Below are 21,176 nucleotides of genomic sequence, written 5' to 3'. Positions count from 1 at the left end.
CAACCTTACATAATTGATTTAAACTACCCATTAAATTTTAAAGCTTATTTAACTGAACCACTTACTAGCCCTTTCACTAGGTGCTTTTGAAGGAGTATGAAGATAATGATCACTGGTAAAACAGAAATTGTCGCAAAAGCCATCAAGGTATTCCACTCAATTCCATAACGACCGATCGCATTGTAGATTCCAGCTGTAAGTGGCCATAAATCTTGATTTCTATTAAAAGTCATACTAAATATTAAATCTCCCCATGAGAAGAAAAATGATATCGCCCCGCAAACCACAATACTAGGTAGGGATACAGGTATGATCACCTGAATGAATGCTTTAAAACGTCCACACCCATCAATCTTAGCCGCCTCCTCCAACTCTCTAGGTATTCCGATAAAAAAAGTACGTAAAATCAGCACAGAAAACGGTACACCCAACGTTGCACAAGACAGGACAGGCCCCCAATAGCTATTCAATAGACTGAATTGGTCAAAAACGATGAATAGCGGAGTCAACACAACAGTCGCAGGAAGCATTTGTGTAACTAAAAACAACAGGATCATCATTTTCTTGCCTCTTACATTGAATCGAGCCAATCCATAAGCCGAGGGAACCGCTAAAATCAATACAAGTATAGTAGCTAAACCAGAAATCGCTAAACTATTAAGGAAATATTGCCAAACGTTATCTTGGAATATCTGTATGAAACTCTGAATTCGGAAATCTTTCGGCCACAAAGTAGGTGGTGATTGAAAAATTTCAGACTGGGTTTTAAATGCGGTGATGATCATCCAGTAAACCGGAAATAGAAATAGTAGAACAATGAAGGTCCCAATAATATTTAATGTCCATTCTCTTTTTTTACTCACAATCAATTCACCTCGTCTTTCCTAATCATGCTTAGATAGATTAAGCTCACTACAAATAGTATCAAGAACAACACATTTGCGGCAGCAGCTCCAAGACTGAATTGAAATTCATTGAATGAGTAACGATAAGCTAATGTCGATAAAACCTCAGTAGAGTTTATAGGCCCTCCACCTGTCATTACAAATACCAGGTCAAATACTTTGAATGTATATATAAACCCGAGCATCATAACGACTAATAGAACAGGTTTTAAGAGAGGAATCGTAATATGAATCAACTTATGGAACCAGTTTGCTCCATCCAAGCTAGCACTCTCGTAGACATCCTCTGGTAAACTACTTAATCCAGTAGACAGTAATAACATATTGAAGGGGATACCCACCCAAATATTAGCGATAATGATGCTCCATAATGCTATCTTTGGACTGGATAACCATGCAATAGGATCCTCAATAATCCCCCACGTCATAAGAAATTGATTAAAAATCCCTTCATTAGCTCCCATCATGAATTTAAACAACAGAGCAGTGATAGTAAGTGGAATTAACCAACTGATCATCATAATCCCCCTTAAAAAAGGGGCAAAACGGAACTTCATACTGAAAAACACAGCTAAGAAAAAACCAATCGCTATTTGAAATACGACACTACCGACAGTATATACGATTGTATTGATAACAGATGTTCCAAACACACCTTGGCTTAATAATTCCTTATAATTTTCCAATCCGACAAAGCTTTTATTACCTGAAGCTAAATTAGCAAGATCTACATTTTGAAAACTTAATATAATGTTATAAATTAAGGGGTAACCTATAAGAGCTAACATGAAAATTACGGCCGGTAGGACAAATAGGTACCCTTCCCATCTATTTGTGAGCTTTTTTAGCATAATGGAGTCTCCTGTCCTTTCATATTCTAGAAATTAAAGCCTCTTATCATCCGGGGACTTTAGTTTTAGTTATTCTGAATATCTTCCACTTTTTTTGCAGCATCATCCAATGCTTCACCCACAGGTTTTGCACCCGTCAGAGACTCTTGAATTGCAACTTGGATGGCTTCAGAAATTGAAGGCCATTCAGGTGATGGTCCTCTTGGAACAGCTCCATTCATGATAGGTACAAAACCACTCAGATATTTGTCCTCTTTCCACTTATCTGAATTTTCCAGAACATCTTTTCTGGAAGGAAAGGCTCCTGTTTCAGCAGTAAAGGTTTCGTGCCTTTCTGGTTCCAAGAACCAAGTCAGGAAGTCAAAAGCACCCTCTTCATTTTTGCCTTTAATAATCGCGATATTCTCTCCACCGAGTACAGACGCAAACTCCTCATCCTTTGGAATTTGTGAGATAGAGAAATTTAAATCTGGATTATCCTGTTTTAATCTCTCGATATTCCATGGACCATTAACCATCATTGCTATTTTCCCTGACGCAAATTGTCTTGCTATATCATCCTGAGTTGCATTCACTACATAGCTACCCATATACCCCTCATCGATCAAACTTTTCAGAAACTCCATAGAACCTTTAGCCGCCTCAGAACCCAGGTCAGTGAAGTCAGCCCCTGAAGAACGAAGGAAAGGATAATATTGGAATGTCCCTTCTTCTGATTTTACTGCTGAAATCGCAAATGGTGTGACGTTATCTGTTTTGAGTTTCTTAGCATCTTCTTTAAGTTCATCCCATGTACTCGGTGGTTCTACAATACCTGCCTCTGCCAATAAATCTTCATTATAAAATAACCCTAATGCATTACTACCTACAGGGAGTCCATAATACTTCCCTTTATACATGGCTGCTTGAAGGGGCCCGTCATAAAAATTGCTTGCTTCTCCCCATTCTTCGACTCTAGAAGTAATATCCGCCAATACACCTTTTGCGGCAAAAGATGCATTATCAACAACATCCATCGTTGTCATGTCTGGTAATGTCCCTCCAGCTAAACCTATGGATAATTGTTTCTTAACATCAGGGAATGGAACATATTCCGCTTTCAAATGATATTTGTCTTGTGACTGGTTATACTCATCTACAATCTCTAAAAAAGATTCTTGTTTTTTACCAGTGAAATGGAACCAAATACTCAACTCATTTCCTTTAGACCCACTTCCATTTCCATCCCCACTTGAAGATTCATCTGTGACTGATTCACCGTTACAAGCAACTAAAGCCATCATAAGGATAATAAATGTCAAACCCGTTAGTTTTTTCATTCTATGTACACTCCTTTTTTATTTTTAAGCCGTAAACACGAAACTTCACCCTATACCTCCCATCTACACTCTAAGTGCTTAAAGATTAGTAATTTTCAATTAGTTTAATATTTAAACTAAGTATATCCTTTCATGTAAGCGATGTCAAACCCTTATTTATATGAATAAAAAACCACCTATATCATTACGTATGTATGTTATAATTATAACTATATTTAACCAATAAACAATTTAAGGGGATTTTAAATGAAAACATTTCAGACTGGGGATCAAAATTTAGTAAAAAAGATCAATAAGTCAGTTGTTTTGAATGCCATTGAACATAAAGGGCCTATATCACGGGCCCAAATTTCAAAGGAAGAAGGTCTTAACAAAGCAACTGTATCAACAATGGTGAATGAATTACTGGAAAACAAACTAGTTTATGAAATAGGTCCTGGACAATCGAGTGGAGGAAGAAAACCCGTGATGCTTTACTTCAATAATCATGCTGGTCATTCAATCGGAATTGACCTTGGAGTCAACTATATTAGGGGTGTTCTTACGGATTTAAGAGGGAATCATATTAATGAAGTAACTCAACCGATCGATAACATTGAAGTAAGTTCAGTCATCCATCAGTTGAATCATGTGATCACTTCTTTAATAAATTTAACACCGCCTAGTCCTTATGGGATTATCGGGATAGGAATCGGAATACCTGGAATCGTGGATAGCAATGGAAAAATCCTTTTTGCCCCTAACTTAAAATGGAATCAGGTAGATCTTCGAAAAGTAGTCGAAGACACATTCAAAATTCCAGTAACTATCGAGAATGAAGCAAATGCTGGCGCCCACGGCGAAAGACTTTACGGTGTCGGTAAAGATGTTGAGAACTTGGTTTACATAAGTGTAGGCATCGGGATAGGTACCGGAATCATTATCAACAATAAATTGTTCAAAGGATCCTCTGGGATTTCAGGGGAGTGGGGACATGTAACAATAGATGGACACGGGAATAAATGCCCATGCGGGAATAGGGGCTGCTGGGAGCTATATGCTTCTGAAAGTGTACTTCTAGAAGAAGCCAATAAACTGATAAAAAGCGAAAGTAATCACGAGATAAACATTGAACATATTATTAATGAAGCTCGAAACGGTAATCAAGAAATCCTCGACTTATTGTATAGGATCGGCGATAATTTAGGAATTGGAATTACAAATATCATCAACACATTCAATCCGGAAATGGTAATCATCGGCAATCGTTTTTCGGAACTCGAAAATTGGATTATAAACCCAATTAATAGAGTTCTCGAAGATAGATTATCTGTCTTCCATAGACAAGACTCAAGCATTAAATTTTCCGGATTGAAAAATTATTCATGCGCACTTGGTTCATCTTCTTTTGCTATTTCAAAATTTTTGTCTGCACAACGAGTATCTGTAGAATACTAATAGATCATCGTGTAACGTATAACGAAAAAATCGCTCCCTTATGCGGGGCGATTTTTTACATTGCCTATCATAACATTAAAGAGGTATAGCAGCTCCATCTTTTATGAATAGTGGAATGGAATCCAAGGGGGCCTCACATTCTATATTTACTCCTCCCTGATAAATTCGGCCAGTTAGTGTATTTTTCCATGTTGCACCTTTAGGAAGGTATAAAGTTCTTGTTCTTTGCCCTTCATATAATACTGGCGCCACTAAAATATCTGGACCGAACATATAAGCATCATCAGTTTCCCAGGCTAACTGATCTTCAGGAAAGTCATAAAACAAAGGACGCATTGGTGGTGTTCCTTTCTCATGTGCTTCCTTCATTAAATTTGCTATATATGGTTTGAGTCGTTCCCGCATCTGCATATATTTCTTAAAGATTGCGTAGGCTTCTTCACCATAACTCCAAACTTCATTATTAGCTCCACTAGGACACAGACCACCACCGCTATCGCCCAAGGGTTCTGAGTGCGGCTCACGGTCACCGTGCAAACGGAAAACCGGACAAAATGCTCCATATTGGAACCAGCGGATGATACACTCCCTGAAATCCAGGTCCTCTGGATTACCTCCATGGAATCCGCCAATATCAGTCGTCCACCACGGAATACCTGATAGTCCCATATTCAATCCGATAGCAAATTGGTCTCTCATAGCAGCAAAGCTAGAATCAATATCACCAGACCAGATAAGAGAACCATACCGTTGACTGCCAGCCCACCCGCACCTTACCAAATTAACCACATCTTCTTGGCCTTCTTCTTTCATACCATCATAAAATGCTTTCGCGAACATAGTTGGATAAATATTGCCCACTTGTAAATTCGGTCCTTTATGATATCTGAAGTTATCGAAATCATATACATTATACTCAGGTTCGGCTTCATCTAACCAGAAAGTTTTGATGCCCTTATCATAATAGTTTTTCTTGGCTTTTTGCCATACATAATCTCTAGCAGATGGATTCGTTGCATCAAAATAAAGGGTTTGACCTAAAAAATCATGGGTAGTTCTAATACCTCTATCAGTGCGTGTAAGATATCCTTTTTGCAACATTTCCTGAAAATTTTCACTTTGTTTATCAACAGTCGGCCATATTGAAACCATCAGTTCTATGCCCATGTCGTTCAGTTCATTGGCCATAGCTTCTGGATCCGGCCAGTATTCTGGATCAAAACGCCAGTCCCCCTGTGTAGGCCAGTGAAAATAATCAATAACTATGACGGATATCGGTAGTTCTCTCTGCTTATATTCCCGCGCTACTTCCAATAGTTCTTCCTGTGTCTGATAGCGTAATTTACATTGCCAAAACCCTAATCCATAATCAGGCATATTCGGTACTTTTCCAGTTGCTGTTGCATAGGCTTCTTCGATTTCTGCCGGTGTATCGCCTGCAGTAATCCAATAATCCAATTGCTGCGTGGAATAAACCGACCACTCTGTCATATTCTTTCCGAAGGTTACTTTTCCAATAGCAGGATTATTCCACAAGAACCCGTATCCTAAACTCGAGAGCGCAAAGGGTATACTAGCTTGTGAGTTCCTTTGAGCTAACTCTAAGGTGCAATTTTTAACATCCATATAGGGCTGTTGATATTGACCCATACCAAAAATCTTCTCTTTAGGATCAGACTCGAATCTCTGGCTTAATTGATAATCCCCACCGAGGTGCGGCTTGAACTCCCGAGCATCAATTTTCAAAGCACTACAAAATTCGTCGATATTCTTTCTGTTTCTAACATATTCCTCTAATAAAACATCGTTTTTTTGGTTTAAAAAAGTTATTTTCCCTGCTGCTGTTATCTCTGCTCGAATCTTACCGTTTTGGATGGATGCTTTATTATCCTTAATAACAATATCTGGTGAAGTTCTATCTGGTCCAAGCAATGCCCAGTCCTCATTCAACATAACTTCCTTAAAGGTAGAGCGAACCCTTAAACTGTTGATACCCCATGGTTCCAACCATATTGTTTCACTATCATATTCACGTATTAACCGATTTTGATCTACCCTAAAAACACTATCCATAATTATCCTCCTACTTCGTGTTGTCAAACCTCTTAGAATACCTAATTTCACATTTATTCTTGAGTTATTTCTTGTACCTTAGTTGATGCATCCTCAAGTGCTTCCTTTGGAGTCTTCGTATCTGTAAGTGCTTCCTGGATAGCATTTTGGATCGCTTCAGAAATTTCAGGCCATTCTGGGGAAGGTCCTCGAGCTTCAGCCGTTTCCATGATTGGGATGAATTCGCTTAAGTGTTCATCATTTTTCCAATAATCAGATTGATTCAATACATCCTTACGAGGTGGGAAGTAACCAGTGCCAACTGCAAATTCTTCCAATTGCTCAGGTTCGAGTAACCAAGTCATGAATTTCCAGGCTGCGTCAACGTTTCCATCCTTAATCAATGCCATATTATCCCCACCAAGGACAGAAGAGAATCGCTCATTTTTAGGAATAGGAGTGATTCCGAAATCCAAATCTGGACTTTCCTCTTTCAATCGGTCAATGATCCAAGGACCATTCACCATCATACCGATTTCTCCAGCACTGAATTTTCGAGTTAAATCGTCTTGAGTGGAGTTTAATACATCTTGGCTCATGAAACCTTTCTCCATCAAATCATCTATTAAACGTAAAGCATCGATAGCTTTTTCATCACCTAATTCCTTATAATTACCACCAGCAGAGTACAAAAATGGGTAAAATTGGAAAGTTGATTCTTCCGATTTCACTGCTGAAATACCAATACCTTTTTGACTTTCTGTAGTCAGTTTATTTGCTGATTCCTTTAATTCATTCCAATTAGAAGGAGGTTCGGAAATACCCGCTTCTTCAAGCTTTGCTTTATTATAAAATAAACCTAAAGCATTACTTGTAATTGGCAGACCATAATTTCTACCCTTAAAGACCGTTGAATCCATTGGGCCTTTAAGAAATTTATCGGTTTGGCCCCACTCGTCGATTCTATCTGTAATATCTTCCAACACTCCCATCGAAGCCAGGGAAGCATTGTCAACCGTATCAGAGATGATCAAGTCTGGTAACGTATCTCCAGCCGATCCTATGGCTAGTTGCTTTTTCATATCACTGAAAGGTATATATTCCAAATTTAATTCTATGTCATCTTGGGATTCATTAAACTTTTCCTGTAAATCAACCAATATTTCTTCAGACCCAGTGTAATAGTGCCATAAAAGAATTTCTTCTTTACCTTCACTATTTTCCTTCCCTCCTCCACTATCCTTAGAAGACATCGAATCACCACTGCACCCTACTATGAAAAGAGTTACTAACAGACTAATAAATAGTAGAAGTATTTTCCTTTCTTTCAAATTCCACACCCCTTTTAAGACTTGAATTTAAACAAGTAACCCTAACTGACATCACACCAAATTATAAACGCTCTCTCTGTCATCATCCCTCCCTAAATTTCAGATAGTTATGAATATTCTTTGATTTCTATTCACTAAATCAAATGTTATCAAAGCTTACTTAGTTTGTCTACAGGATAAACTAAGTAATCCGTGATATGATGTAAAAAAACCCTATGAATAGGATGGATAACTATGAATAAATTAAAAACGTGGAATCAGAACACGATTAGAAATGGAAATAAATCACTAGTGTTAAAGTCAATCATGACACATGCTCCTATCTCTAGAGCCGAAATCGCAAAAAAAACAGGATTAAATAAAGGTACAGTATCCTCTCAAGTTACTGAACTTTTAAAGGAAGATTTAATTTATGAAAAAGGACCTGGGGAATCAAGTGGAGGAAGGAGACCTGTCATGCTGCTGTTTAATCGACATGCAGGGTACTGTATAGGTATTGATATTGGGGTCAATTATATTTTGGGAATACTTACAGACTTAGAAGGAAATGTGTGCGAAGAAACATCAACTACCTTCCATCAGCTTTCTTATGAAAATATTAATGAAAAGTTATTTGAAATTGTTGATTTTCTTATTACTGCCTCTCCACAAAGTCCTTATGAAATAGTAGGAATCGGTATCGGTGTTCCTGGAGCAGTCAATAACGATGGGAAAATTCTACTTTCCCCTAATCTCGGCTGGCAAAATGTAAACCTTAAACAATTAATTAATGAGAAATACAATTGTCCTGTCATTATTGAAAACGAAGCCAATGCAGGTGCTTATGGAGAGAAAAAGTTCGGTGTAGGCAAGGAGGGAAAAGATATCGTCTACGTTAGTGTAGGCGTCGGAATCGGTGTTGGTTTAGTACTGAATGGTAAGTTGTACCGAGGTAGTAATGGTTTTTCTGGTGAGTTGGGGCATATGACTATCGAAGTAAATGGTGCAAAGTGTCAATGTGGGAATAAAGGTTGCTGGGAATTGTATGCCTCTGAAAAAGCGTTGATTAATTATGCCCACAAGATGGGATATACAAGAGAACAAGACACCCTCGAAAAGATGATTCGTTTAACAAATGGAGGAAACGTAGACATGATAAAATCTTTTCAGACAATCGGAGCCTATTTAGGAATCGGGATCACGAACATTATCAATACATTCAACCCTGAAAAAGTAATTATAGGAAATCGGCTGGTTGCCGCCAAACAATGGATTAAAGAACCATTGCTTGAAAAGACTCAAAATAACGCCTTATGGTTTCAAAAAGATGACGTGAATGTCTGCTTTTCAGAATTACACAAGCATGCCACAGCTCTGGGAGTCTCCGCGTTCACAGTCGAAAATTTTCTTAAGGTGGATATACTTCAAGACTGATTTTAGATTCTTAGTAATACCTATCGATTAAGTAACATTGGGGAAGTTTCAAAATAAATTTATAATTTCACACACAAGTGTTGCATAAATAATATTTGAATGTTTAGAATTTATCCTTTTCCATAAAAAATCCTTTATAATGGTTGGCGCAGGGGGTTCCTGTCCAAATCCAAAATAAAGGACAACCGTATGGACAAGAATACCGCAAAAACGTCATTTGGTAAATACGTAAACGCCATAAATATAAATATTTAGCTGCTCCCATTCAAGAAATGGATCGATATATGAAAAAATGTTCGTTTGAATCCTATCTTCTTTGATGATTTACGCTCATTTGAATGAAGTGAACAGCTTACGGGCGTTGGAAGATGCCTTATAATAACTTCCCTGTATTTAGGTGGTAGAAAAAGGGCTTTTTGCAGGACATCCTCTTTCTCCTCACGTTTAATGACCTCACTTTCCGAGCTATTACTCTTCAATAATTTCTCAAAGATATCTCTAGAATATTTTATAACGTTAAAGCTTTTTCCCTTGAGAAAATCTTTTGAGGTATTTATTGTGATTCTTATATTTAAAAGATAAAAAAGTCATCAATCGTGTAGCATAGGAAGGCGGAGCAGGGTTTTGAATAAGGAATTAAAAAGAGCATTCGATTACGATGCTTTTTTTGTAGTGCTATAATATCATCAGGGTTCACCCATATTGATCCACGGGTAATAGGTTGGATTATCAACAAAGAGTAAGTATAAGGCGGATCTTCAATCGCTACTGTTCGTTATAAAAATCTAAGAATCTCCTGCAGATGAAAAGAAGCCCTTCAAAAGTCAGAAAAATTTTGAAGGGCTTCTTAATTTTAAAACCCTGTCATTTTATTCTATGCTACAAAACCCTTGTCATGAGCGCTATCACATCATGCCGCCCATTCCACCCATTCCGCCCATGTCAGGCATACCGCCGCCACCGCCGTTGTCTTCCTCAGGGTGGTCAGCAACGACTGCTTCAGTAGTCAAGAACATAGCCGCAACAGATGCTGCGTTTTGCAAGGCAGAACGAGTTACTTTTGTTGGGTCAACAATTCCGCTATCGATCATGTCTACCCATTCACCAGTAGCTGCATTAAAGCCAGTACCTACTGCTTCACCTTTCAGACGCTCAACAATAATGGAGCCTTCAAGCCCTGCATTGTGAACGATTTGACGAACTGGTTCTTCTAATGCACGTAGAACAATGCTTGCACCTGTTCCTTCGTCATCAACTAGACCTAGTCCTTCAACAGATTTGATAATGTTTATTAGGGCTGTACCGCCACCTGCAACGATGCCTTCTTCTACTGCTGCGCGAGTAGAGTTCAATGCATCTTCAATGCGTAGTTTACGCTCTTTCAATTCTGTTTCTGTGGCTGCACCAACTTTGATGACAGCTACTCCGCCAGCAAGTTTAGCAAGGCGTTCTTGCAATTTCTCCTTATCGAATTCTGAAGTGGATTCTTCAGCTTGGGCACGGACTTGAGCAACGCGGGAAGCGATTTGCTCTGGGTTACCGTTCCCTTCAACGATTGTTGTATTTTCTTTTGTGATCACTGCTTTGGATGCACGTCCAAGCTGATCGATTGTAGTGTTTTTCAGATCTAATCCAAGATCTTCGGTGATCACTTGGCCGCCAGTTAGTGTTGCGATGTCTTCAAGCATGGCTTTACGACGATCGCCAAAGCCTGGTGCTTTAACGGCTACTGCGTTAAATGTGCCGCGAAGTTTGTTAACAACAAGTGTTGCAAGTGCTTCGCCTTCTACGTCTTCAGAGATTAGTAGAAGCGGCTTGGATTGTTGAACAACCTGCTCAAGTACAGGAAGGACTTCCTGAATGTTATTAATCTTCTTGTCTGTAATTAGAATGTAAGGATCTTCAAGAACGGCTTCCATCTTATCTTGGTCTGTAACCATATATGGAGAAGCGTATCCGCGATCAAATTGCATCCCTTCTACTACTTCTAGCTCTGTATTGAATCCTTTTGATTCTTCGATCGTGATAACACCGTCGTTTCCAACACGCTCCATAGCTTCAGCTATTAGCTGCCCCACTTCATTATCTGAAGAGGAAATGGAAGCTACCTGTGCAATAGACTCACGGCCTTCGATTGGTTTAGTAATTTTACGAAGCTCTTCAGTGGCAACTTCTACCGCTTGTTCGATTCCGCGACGGATACCAACAGGGTTCGCGCCAGACGTTACGTTTTTCAAACCTTCACGAATCATAGCTTGAGCAAGTACTGTCGCAGTTGTTGTACCGTCACCTGCTACGTCATTTGTTTTAGAAGCAACTTCAGATACAAGCTGTGCCCCATATTTTCGAAGTGATCTTCTAATTCGATTTCTTTTGCAATGGTTACCCCATCATTTGTAATCAGTGGAGATCCGAATTTTTTATCAAGTACGACGTTACGTCCTTTTGGTCCTAATGTTACTTTAACGGCATCTGCCAATGTATCTACACCACGAAGCATTGCGCGACGTGCGTCTTCACTAAATTTAATCTCTTTAGCCATAATAAAATGCCCTCCTTATCAAATTTCGTATCGATATCCTCTATGGTCATAACCCATTGTAGATATTACTGAACGACTGCTAAAATATCACTTTCGCGAATGATTAAGTATTCATTGCCTTCATATTTTACTTCAGTACCTGCAAACTTAGAATAGATGACATGATCACCTTGTGAAACTTCAAGTGCAATCTTCTCACCGTTTTCAGTTACTCGTCCTGCACCAACTGCTACGATTTTACCTTCTTGAGGCTTTTCTTTCGCAGAGTCGGGAAGTACGATTCCGCTTGCAGTAGTTTGTTCTTCTTCTACTAATTCAATTACAATACGATCACCTAGTGGCTTTAACAATTAGGACACCCTCCTTAATAAGGTTCATTTCTCGATTTGTGTCGGTTATTAGCACTCTGAAGTGTCGAGTGCTAACACAATTCTTATCATAATCAATTCATTATCGTTTTTCAAGTAGAATGATTAGATTTTTCATATCTTTTTTTCTGCAAACTTCGGAGCGTCTCAATCCTTATCCTTACTTGTGGTTTTTAAACTATGATAAAATACATAAGGTATGTAATGTTACTTTTTTTAGAAAAAAGGAGTCGTGTTTAGATGCCTAAACGATATTGGTTTATTATTCTTACGTATGTGGCTGCACAGCTGTCCACGCTAGTTGGACTGCCACTTATGTTAGCCCTTGGCTTAAATGAATCTGATGCAATTGCTGTATGGTCAGTTATCAGCTTTACCATCGCTACCATTATCATTCTAAGATTGTTAAGAAAAGATATGAAACAAGCCAAAATGCGGGACGACAGGTCAGGACCCGGAAAGATCGTTCTTTGGTCAATTTTAGGTGTATTTCTTGCCCTATTCGCTCAAGGGCTAGCCGCTCTTATTGAAACAGAGGTGTTCGGTGTACCAGCTGGCTCTGAGAATACGATGAGCTTGATGGAAATTGCAAGACAATCCCCATTATTCATCTTATTGCCTGTCGTATTTGCACCAATCACCGAGGAAATCATTTTCCGTAAAATTATTTTTGGTTCGATTTACAAGAGATCCAACTTTTTCGTCGCTGTCCTTCTGTCTGCATTCATATTTGGTGCGTTTCATTTCGACTTTAAACATATGCTCGTCTACTTCGCTATGGGAGTTGTTTTCGCCTTCCTTTATGTGAAGACAAAGAGTATTATTACGCCGATCATTGCCCATATGGCGATGAATTCATTTGTCGTTATCACACAGTTTTTCGTTTCAGAAGAAGAAATTCGCCGAATGCAGGAACAATTGCAGACCATTTTTATTGGAGGCCTTATGTAGTATGAAGATTTCTCCTTTGTTTATGGCCTTTCTTTACTTCGCAATGGGGGCAGCATTTACTTTAATTGCTGCCTACTCTGCGGAGGAAACCGTATGGAATATAAGGACTTTGCTTCCTGTACTCATTGCCACTTTTAACTTCGCTGTAACCGTCCGCCTAGTTATTGCTTATATTAAAATAAAACATGCTAACAACAAAAAATAACTTATCAGAAGATCTCAAGCGGGAATTTATTTTACGAGACCGGAATGGCGAAAAAAAGATAAATTAGATATACAGAAGTAACGCTGTGGGCACTTTCTTATGCTCACAGCGTTACTTCTTGCTTTGCTGTCTTTCATGCACGTTTAAACTGCTTATCTTCCTGAACTCCTTTTAAGATAAATGAAAACGGAATCGCAAGAATCAGCACACCTGCCGATACTAGGAACGCTTCATTCAATGTTTGTAATGTAGCAGCTTGCATATCTATATCAGGGGCCGTTGCAATTTGCGCCCGCCTCACTTCATAATAAATCGAAAAAAACACAATACCAAGAGAAGATGAAATTTGTCTAATAATGTTATTCATGGCGGACCCTTGGGCGACGAGTGATTCAGGAATTGCATTCATCCCTGAAGTCGTGGCAGGCATATTCCCCATCCCCATACCTAAGCCGCGAATGGTATTAAGCGCTAGAATCAACCAATATGGTGTAGATAACTGCAGCATGCCGAGGCCAATGGTGGCCGCTGCCATGATGGCAAGTCCAGGCGGCACAACATACTTCGGCCCCTTTTTATCAAGAAGACGTCCCCCGATCGACATAAATACCCCACTAGCCACTGCTGCTGGAAGGAACAGCAATCCTGTCATCACTTCAGACAATCCGTACACATTCTGGATAAGTAAGGGAAGTAAGAAGATCCCTGAAAACAATCCAATGGAAGCAGACGAAGTGACTAAGATTGACACTGTGTATGTTGGCACCTTAAAGACAGTTAGATTAAGTAAAGGATCCTCTTGCCGGTTCTCATAGAATACAAATAGAACAAGGGCTGCCAATCCACCTGTTACTAGAACAATATTCAACGGGTCAACTAACGTATCGACACTGCGCCCTCTGCCTAGTGCATATAAAATAGACCCTATTCCCAGTGTAATGATCAAAAACCCGATATAATCAAACCGCTTCGTTGGATCTGTTTCCGTACGTTCAAGAAATTTGGAAGATAAAATAAGTCCAATTAAACCAAAAGGAATATTAAAAGCGAACAACCAGGGCCAGTCTAAAAACTGGATAATGAAGCCTCCCACTGTTGGTCCGATAGCTGGTGCGACCATCGCGGCTACTCCATACACCCCTACAGCTAGTCCTCGCTCATTACGCGGAAAGGAATTGAAGATGAGCGCCATAGCAATGGGCATCATTAAACCGCCGGCCATTCCCTGAATCGCCCGAGAAAAAATAATCATTCCAAGCGTTTGTGAGAATACTCCGCATAAAGAGCCTATGATAAAGATACATAACCCTACCATGTACACTTTCTTTTTACCAAAACGATCTCCAAAATAGCCGGTTAGCGGCATAGTCATTCCCATGGAAACCATAAAAATGGTCAATATCCAACCTACAGCCACGGCATTAGAACTGAAAATATCAATAAACCTTGGCAACGTAGGATTAAGCATACTGTTATTTAAAATGACAGTAAAGGTTCCAAATAGTACGGATACTACAACTAACCACTTGTGCGGCAGCTTCCTCATCATACCCCTCCCTACTATTTCGACATCCGAACTATTTATCACTATACCCCTACAGCACTCCGCTTAACCAATAAAGTGGAAGACAAAGTGGGTAATGCTTCTCATCTTTAGATAAGCAATCACTTAAAATAAATATCTTCATACAGTATCAATGAAGGAGGGGCAATTATGTATCACTTAGCTACACTTTATTTAGCTTGTATTCTCGCTGGTTTTGCCTTAGCCAATATTCCAACTTCAGCCGTTATTACCGCAGAGGTCGCTAGCTTTTTTTCTATAATAGGTGGAATAGCGATCATTGTTTTCGCTTTAGCATTGCTTTATATAGGAGTTAAAGCCCTAATAAATAAGTCATAAAGCAAAAAGAGACCGTGCCCAAACGGTCTCTTTAGTCTTCTTCATTTAAAGGGTAATGCTTTAAAAAATAGACAAGTGCTTGTAACTCAATGGCTAGATCAATGTGGTGCACCCGGACATTGGAAGGCACAGTAATTCTGGCAGGTGTGAAGTTTAATACACCAGATATCCCTGCCGCTACCAGCCTATCTGCAATTCCTTGAGCCGCTGTAGCAGGAACGGTTAAAATCGCTACCCCAATTCCGTCCATACGCTTCTCTAAATCATCGATGTGCTGAACCGGCACACCTCCTACTTCTTCCCCTATCCTATCGCTACTGGCATCAAATGCTACTTCTATTTTTGTATTATTATTTTTTGTGAAATTATAGTTTAAAAAGGCCGTACCAAGATTTCCAACACCAATCAACGCAACCTTGGTTGTTTCATCCTGATCCAGCGTCTTTCTAAAGAAGGAAAGTAAGTATTCTACATTATAGCCATAGCCTTTTTTCCCAAGGGCTCCGAAATAGGAAAAATCGCGGCGGATCGTAGCTGAATCTACTTTCACAGCTTCACTCAGTTCCCTTGAAGAAACTCGGAGCTTCCCCTGGCTATGTAAATTATTCAAAAAGCGATAGTATAGCGGCAATCGCTTGGCTGTTGCTTGTGGAATCTTCGTATGTTCTGCATCCATTTCTCCACCTCCTCAATCTTCTCTGTGGTAATCTCCACTCTTTCCGCCTGTTTTCTCGTCAAGATAGGTCGGACCGATGACCATACCCTTGTCTACTGCTTTACACATGTCATACACGGTTAGCGCAGTTGCAGAAGCGGCGGTTAACGCTTCCATTTCTACCCCCGTGCTTCCCTTTGTTTTCACTTGAACTTCGATAAGCAGCTGATACGTATCTTCTACGTGCCAATCAAAGTTCACATCGATCCCTTTTAATGAAAGCGGATGACACATAGGAATCCATTCAGACGTTTTTTTAGCTGCCATAATTCCAGCTACTTGTGCGACAGCTAACACATCACCCTTAGCTATCGTTTGATTCGTTATTTTATGATAAATCGACTCATTCACTTCAACACTTGTTTTAGCAACAGCCGTACGTACGGTATCGCCTTTTTCAGATATATCGACCATCTTCGCGCGTCCTTGGTCATTATAATGAGTAAACTCAGACATGTAACATGCTCCTTTTGCCCAGTCAGTTAATGAAACAGTACTCCTATTCTATCAAAAAATCAACTGGAAGTCGTTACAAGTAGGGGACTCTCGCCTTGCTACTGTTAACCTATATAAGATACACTTATGGCATTGAGGTGAAACGAAATGATTCTCATGCAACTGAATCAATTAACAAAGCGTTTTGGGGCTGAGTTAATTTTATCGAATATTAAACTAGAAGTACAAATGCACGATCGAATTGCCATCGTTGGGCGAAATGGAGCGGGCAAAAGTACCCTCCTGAAAATGATGGCTGGTGAAATGAGCCATGATTCTGGTGATATTTTTAAACCCAAAGATGTCACTATGGAATATTTAGCACAGAATACCGGACTAGATTCCGAGAAATCTATATGGAACGAGATGGAAGGTGTGTTTGCTGAGCTGAAACGCTTGGAGAGTGAATTGCGTAAAATGGAAGCAGACATGGCCGATCCGGCACGTATGGAAGACCAGACAGCTTATCAGAGGCTGCTATCAAGTTATGATGAAAAACAGGACTACTTCAAGCGATCTGGCGGCTATCAATATGAAGCGGAGATTAAAGCTGTGCTCAATGGCCTGAACTTCCACGACTTCGATTGGAGTACACCCATTACTTCATTAAGTGGTGGACAAAAAACGCGGCTTGCCCTCGGTAAACTGCTTTTGACAAAGCCTGATATTCTCATTCTTGACGAACCGACCAACCACCTGGATATCGAGACACTTTCTTGGTTAGAAGGTTATCTGCAAGGCTATGAAGGGGCCGTCGTCATCGTTTCCCACGACCGCTATTTCTTAGATGAAATTGTTAAAACTGTTTACGAAATTGCTCACCAGGGATCGAAGAAATTTAACGGCAACTATAGTGATTATTTAAAGAAGAAAGAAGCCGATTACGAACTTGAATTAAAGCATTTTGAAAAACAACAATCTGAAATTAAACGAATGGAAGAGTTTGTTCAAAAAAATATTGTTCGTGCCACAACCAGTAAACGTGCACAAAGCCGTAGAAAGCAGCTTGAGAAAATGGACAAGCTCGACAAACCGAAAGCGGACCAACAATCCGCTAAATTCAGTTTCCAGGTTGAGAAGAAGAGCGGAAATGATGTACTGAAACTGAGCGACCTTGCATTTCAGTATGAACCTGGCTCCCCGCTATTATTTAATCATTTATCTGTAAATTTACAGCGAGGCGATTCCGTTGCCTTAGTCGGTCCAAATGGTGTGGGAAAGACAACACTGCTAAAAACAATCATTGGTGAGTTACAGACGACTGGTGGAACGATCATGCTAGGAACGAACGTCCAAATCGGCTACTACGATCAAGAACAAACAAAGCTGCATTCAAAAAAGACAGTGTTGTATGAACTTTGGGATGAGTATCCACTTAAGAACGAGAAAGATATAAGGACGATCCTCGGTAATTTCCTTTTCTCAGGAGAGGATGTGCTGAAGCCCGTCTCTGCTCTTAGCGGTGGAGAAAAGGCGCGTCTGTCGCTTGCCAAATTGATGATGCAGGAAGCCAATTTTCTTATCCTTGATGAACCAACGAACCATTTGGATCTTGATAGCAAGGAAGTACTTGAATCTGCACTCATTGACTATCCGGGAACAATCCTGTTCGTTTCCCATGACCGTTATTTTATTAACAAAATTGCTACTCAAGTCGTGGAAATGCATCCAGAAGAAACGCGTACATTCCTTGGGGACTATGATTACTATGTTCAAAAGAAACAAGACGAAATAGAGCTCCAGCAGCTTGAAGAAGCCGAAGCAGTAGGGCAAAAGATCAATATCGAAGAACCACAGGTAAAGAATAGCTTTGAACAAGATAAAGCGGATAAACGGGAAGAGCGAAAACGTCAGCGACGAATCACGGAAATCGAACAAGAAATCGAGACCATCGAAAGTAAGATTGAAGAAATCGAAGCATTACTCTGTGACCCTGAGATCTTTCAAGACCATGAAAAGTCACTTGAGCTAACCGAAAGCAACCAAACCCATCAACAACAAATCGAAACCCTCATGGAAGAATGGGAAACCCTGCATGAATAAGTCTCCCCTCCATTTACTTCCACCTCAGGTCATCCATAAATTGGATGACCTGAGGTGGATTTTATTTCCATTATTGAATGTATAAGAGCGTATGACTTCTATTATAGTATCCACATGTTATCCAGTTAAATTCTGTTGATATATCAGTTCTCAACAGGTTTATGCACATAATCCACAACAAAACGGTAAGTTATCCACATTTTTGTTACCGATTTCATATAAAGTATCGTCCCTTGAACCTATACTTATCCACTGTATAAATATACGCTTGTGTATAACTAACCGAAAAAAATAAACTTCCCTTCGAGTAATCTGAGGAAAGTTTATCATACCTATTTATTGCCTTCGCCGCCCATATCTCTCTAAGCTCAAGGCTGGATTTGCATTTAAATCATACCCTGATCGGTGACCTTGATTAAAAGCTACAGCGCCTGCTGCAGCAATCATTGCTGCATTATCTGTACATAAATGGAGGGGTGGAATCAACAGATCAATATCCTCTTCATCAAACTTTTGGTGAAGGGCAGATCTTAAGCCCTGATTCGCAGCTACACCGCCAGCCACAATGATTTGTTTCACTTCGTATTCCTTCGCTGCATGATATGCTTTTGTGGATAACACGTCAACAACGCTCTCTTGAAAACTAGCCGCCACATCTTCAGAATTTACTATTTCACCCTTTTGCTTCGCATTGTGCAGCTTGTTGATAACTGCCGATTTCAATCCACTAAAACTGAAGTCATAAGAGCCATCCTCAAGCCAGGCACGGGGGAATTCTATATTGACCTCACCTTCCTCAGCTAATTTATCGATATGAGGTCCGCCGGGATAAGGAAGCTTTAACGTCCGTGCTACTTTATCATACGCTTCCCCTGCCGCATCATCTCTTGTTTCACCAATCACCTCAAAGGATCCATGCTCCTTCATTAAAATGAGCTCTGTGTGCCCCCCTGAGACCACCAACGACAACAACGGGAACTCAAACTCTTCTTCCAATCGATTCGCATAAATATGTCCGGCGATATGATGCACACCGACAAGCGGTTTTTGCTTGGCAAAGGCTAATGCTTTAGCCGCATTCACCCCAACGAGGAGTGCTCCCACCAGACCTGGTCCTTCTGTTACCGCAATCGCATCGATCCGGTCCAATTCAATGTCTGATTCCGTCAATGCTTCTTCAAGCGTCAATGTAATTTGTTCAATATGGTGCCTTGAAGCAATTTCAGGTACAACGCCTCCAAATCGTTTATGACTTTCAATTTGCGATGCAACAACATTCGCCACTAACTCACGCTCATTTTTTATAATCGCTACAGCCGTTTCATCACAACTCGTTTCAATCGCCAGTACATATTGATCTTGACTCATTTTAATCCCACCCACATCACTAATGCATCCTCACCATTATCTGTATAATATTTTTTGCGAATACCTCCAGGAACCAGTCCAAACTTACGGTACAAATGCTGGGCTGCCGTATTCGACACACGGACTTCTAGGCTCAACTGAATGGCTCCCATCTCAATCGCCTCTTCAAATGACCGTCGAAATAGCTTCTCTCCATACCTCTGTCCTCGATAATCTGGATGTATCGCGATATTTGTCACATGTGCTTCATCAATGATTAACCATAATCCACAGTAACCAAAAATCGCCCCATTTTTTTCAATTATAAGATAGTGAGCATAAGGGTTCTCACCATTTACCTCATTTAGAAAAGTTTCCTCCGTCCAAGGAACAGCAAATGTTGCCTGTTCCACCGCCATCACTTCATCGATATCATCCGGCAGCATCTTTCGTATCGTTACCATTTTACTTCTTCTCCTGCTGCGCAAGCCACTTTGCTTCTGCTTCTGGTATCCGTAAATAGTTAGGAACAAGCTCATGAGTTCCTACCGGTTGTTTTGCTGCACCGGCTAAGGCAACTAAAGATGGTCGTGCATAATGGTAAGCCGCACTTGGGATAACCGCCTTCTCTCCAAGTCCATCCTTTATAGATTCTTCAAAAGCTCCTATATCCTGACTTAAAAATAAAATTGGCTCATCCATTCCTTTTAACTGGTCCAGCCAAGATTCCATTAAGATGTTTGTCTCAGCCTTTAAAATTTCCATATTTGAATCATACAATCCAGTGTACACAAGCCCTCTCCTTGCATCAAAAAAAGGGCATACGTAACCGCTGAACAACTCACCTTGCCTAGCCACAGCTTCAAGACTTGATACCCCCACGACAGGGATCTGGAGTGACCACGCCATCGTTTTAGCTGTCGTTAACCCAATTCGTACACCAGTATAGGATCCTGGGCCGTGAGCAACCGCGATCCGATCAAGATCTTCAGGCTTTGTAGCCGTTTCACTCATCAGCTGATCAATCGCAGGCATTAATCGTATCGAATGATTTTTCTTTATATTCGTTACAAGCTCTCCCGTAACTATGCCCTCTTTTACTACCGCTACACCCATCACATAATTAGATGTATCTATCGCTAATACATTCATCTGACTATCTCCTCACAAATTTTTTGAAAATGTGGCGAATGGGCTTGGAGCTTCAATGTTCGTTCCGTTTCACTACAGTATTCGATGGTAATTTCCAGTCTCTCCTTTGGCAAATACTCACTAATGAATTGAGACCATTCAACGACC

19 protein-coding genes and 1 pseudogene (1 of these 20 cut by a window edge) are annotated in these 21,176 nt (G+C 40.1%); 6 read left to right on the top strand and 14 right to left on the bottom strand.

Features of this window, described 5'->3' with window-relative positions; all coding sequences use genetic code 11:
• Positions 1–44: 44 nt before the first annotated feature.
• From MUO14_RS15030 to MUO14_RS15020, 3 genes are all read right to left on the bottom strand, one after another.
• Entirely contained in the window at positions 45–863 is an 819-nt protein-coding gene (locus MUO14_RS15030) for a carbohydrate ABC transporter permease (RefSeq protein WP_244751440.1), read from the bottom strand.
• Between the two features lie 2 nt (positions 864–865).
• Positions 866–1,756 (bottom strand): carbohydrate ABC transporter permease, encoded by an 891-nt coding sequence (locus MUO14_RS15025; protein ID WP_244751439.1) that lies wholly within the window; start codon positions 1,754–1,756, stop codon positions 866–868.
• Positions 1,757–1,821: 65 nt separating this feature from the next.
• Positions 1,822–3,075 (bottom strand): ABC transporter substrate-binding protein, encoded by a 1,254-nt coding sequence (locus MUO14_RS15020; protein WP_244751438.1) that lies wholly within the window; start codon positions 3,073–3,075, stop codon positions 1,822–1,824.
• A 246-nt stretch (positions 3,076–3,321) separates the two neighbouring features.
• Between MUO14_RS15020 and MUO14_RS15015 the strand changes: the two genes are divergently transcribed.
• Positions 3,322–4,512, top strand: coding sequence for an ROK family protein (locus MUO14_RS15015; RefSeq protein WP_244751437.1), 1,191 nt, complete (start codon positions 3,322–3,324; stop codon positions 4,510–4,512).
• Between the two features lie 75 nt (positions 4,513–4,587).
• Here MUO14_RS15015 and MUO14_RS15010 read toward each other — a convergent pair whose 3' ends face one another.
• Together MUO14_RS15010 and MUO14_RS15005 are read right to left on the bottom strand one after the other, a co-directional pair.
• The gene (locus MUO14_RS15010; RefSeq protein WP_244751436.1) at positions 4,588–6,585 is read right to left on the bottom strand and encodes a glycoside hydrolase family 31 protein; all 1,998 of its coding nucleotides are present in this window, start codon (positions 6,583–6,585) and stop codon (positions 4,588–4,590) included.
• Positions 6,586–6,638: 53 nt separating this feature from the next.
• A complete protein-coding gene (locus MUO14_RS15005; protein WP_244751435.1) occupies positions 6,639–7,895 on the bottom strand; it encodes an ABC transporter substrate-binding protein in 1,257 nt (418 codons plus the stop codon).
• A gap of 234 nt (positions 7,896–8,129) precedes the next feature.
• On the opposite strand from MUO14_RS15005, the gene MUO14_RS15000 reads away from it, so the two are divergent.
• Positions 8,130–9,308, top strand: a complete 1,179-nt coding sequence (locus MUO14_RS15000) for an ROK family transcriptional regulator (RefSeq protein ID WP_244751434.1) — start codon at positions 8,130–8,132, stop codon at positions 9,306–9,308.
• Between the two features lie 905 nt (positions 9,309–10,213).
• Here MUO14_RS15000 and groL read toward each other — a convergent pair.
• Positions 10,214–11,850: pseudogene (groL, locus tag MUO14_RS14995) on the bottom strand (chaperonin GroEL).
• A gap of 65 nt (positions 11,851–11,915) precedes the next feature.
• Positions 11,916–12,200, bottom strand: coding sequence for a co-chaperone GroES (gene groES, locus MUO14_RS14990; RefSeq protein WP_244751433.1), 285 nt, complete (start codon positions 12,198–12,200; stop codon positions 11,916–11,918).
• A 258-nt stretch (positions 12,201–12,458) separates the two neighbouring features.
• Here groES and MUO14_RS14985 point away from each other — a divergent pair, with 258 nt between their 5' ends.
• Positions 12,459–13,169 carry a CPBP family intramembrane glutamic endopeptidase gene (locus MUO14_RS14985; RefSeq protein ID WP_244751432.1) on the top strand — a complete coding sequence of 237 codons (711 nt, stop codon included), beginning with the start codon at positions 12,459–12,461 and terminating at the stop codon, positions 13,167–13,169.
• A 1-nt stretch (position 13,170) separates the two neighbouring features.
• Complete coding sequence (locus tag MUO14_RS14980) at positions 13,171–13,374, top strand: DUF4305 domain-containing protein (RefSeq protein WP_244751431.1); 204 nt, start codon at positions 13,171–13,173, stop codon at positions 13,372–13,374.
• Positions 13,375–13,507: 133 nt separating this feature from the next.
• Here MUO14_RS14980 and MUO14_RS14975 read toward each other — a convergent pair whose 3' ends face one another.
• Entirely contained in the window at positions 13,508–14,920 is a 1,413-nt protein-coding gene (locus MUO14_RS14975) for an MDR family MFS transporter (RefSeq protein WP_244751430.1), read from the bottom strand.
• A 168-nt stretch (positions 14,921–15,088) separates the two neighbouring features.
• Between MUO14_RS14975 and MUO14_RS14970 the strand changes: the two genes are divergently transcribed.
• Complete coding sequence (locus MUO14_RS14970) at positions 15,089–15,277, top strand: hypothetical protein (protein WP_244751429.1); 189 nt, start codon at positions 15,089–15,091, stop codon at positions 15,275–15,277.
• Between the two features lie 31 nt (positions 15,278–15,308).
• Here MUO14_RS14970 and MUO14_RS14965 read toward each other — a convergent pair whose 3' ends face one another.
• Positions 15,309–15,953 (bottom strand): redox-sensing transcriptional repressor Rex, encoded by a 645-nt coding sequence (locus tag MUO14_RS14965; protein WP_244751428.1) that lies wholly within the window; start codon positions 15,951–15,953, stop codon positions 15,309–15,311.
• Between the two features lie 12 nt (positions 15,954–15,965).
• On the bottom strand, positions 15,966–16,448 hold the full coding sequence (moaC, locus tag MUO14_RS14960) for a cyclic pyranopterin monophosphate synthase MoaC (RefSeq protein WP_244751427.1): 483 nt from the start codon (positions 16,446–16,448) through the stop codon (positions 15,966–15,968).
• Positions 16,449–16,595: 147 nt separating this feature from the next.
• On the opposite strand from moaC, the gene MUO14_RS14955 reads away from it, so the two are divergent.
• The gene (locus MUO14_RS14955; RefSeq protein ID WP_304654188.1) at positions 16,596–18,530 is read left to right on the top strand and encodes an ABC-F family ATP-binding cassette domain-containing protein; all 1,935 of its coding nucleotides are present in this window, start codon (positions 16,596–16,598) and stop codon (positions 18,528–18,530) included.
• A 336-nt stretch (positions 18,531–18,866) separates the two neighbouring features.
• On the opposite strand, the gene tsaD is transcribed toward MUO14_RS14955, so the two are convergent.
• The 4 genes in view from tsaD to tsaE are tightly spaced (at most 1 nt apart) and all read right to left on the bottom strand, a layout consistent with a single transcriptional unit that may run on beyond the window.
• Positions 18,867–19,898 carry a tRNA (adenosine(37)-N6)-threonylcarbamoyltransferase complex transferase subunit TsaD gene (tsaD, locus tag MUO14_RS14950; protein WP_244751426.1) on the bottom strand — a complete coding sequence of 344 codons (1,032 nt, stop codon included), beginning with the start codon at positions 19,896–19,898 and terminating at the stop codon, positions 18,867–18,869.
• Positions 19,895–20,341 carry a ribosomal protein S18-alanine N-acetyltransferase gene (rimI, locus tag MUO14_RS14945; RefSeq protein ID WP_244751425.1) on the bottom strand — a complete coding sequence of 149 codons (447 nt, stop codon included), beginning with the start codon at positions 20,339–20,341 and terminating at the stop codon, positions 19,895–19,897. The genes tsaD and rimI overlap by 4 nt, the downstream gene beginning before the upstream one ends.
• A gap of 1 nt (position 20,342) precedes the next feature.
• Positions 20,343–21,029, bottom strand: a complete 687-nt coding sequence (tsaB, locus tag MUO14_RS14940; protein WP_244751424.1) for a tRNA (adenosine(37)-N6)-threonylcarbamoyltransferase complex dimerization subunit type 1 TsaB — start codon at positions 21,027–21,029, stop codon at positions 20,343–20,345.
• Positions 21,026–21,176, bottom strand: partial view of a tRNA (adenosine(37)-N6)-threonylcarbamoyltransferase complex ATPase subunit type 1 TsaE gene (tsaE, locus tag MUO14_RS14935; RefSeq protein ID WP_244751423.1) — the end only. 305 nt of this gene lie beyond the right edge of the window; the window shows 151 of its 456 coding nt (coding positions 306–456); its start codon lies off the right edge, out of view; it ends in the stop codon at positions 21,026–21,028. The genes tsaB and tsaE overlap by 4 nt, the downstream gene beginning before the upstream one ends.

This window comes from Halobacillus shinanisalinarum (assembly GCF_022919835.1).
Lineage (GTDB): Bacteria > Bacillota > Bacilli > Bacillales > Halobacillaceae > Halobacillus_A > Halobacillus_A shinanisalinarum.
This window is presented reverse-complemented; position numbering and strand designations above follow the sequence as displayed.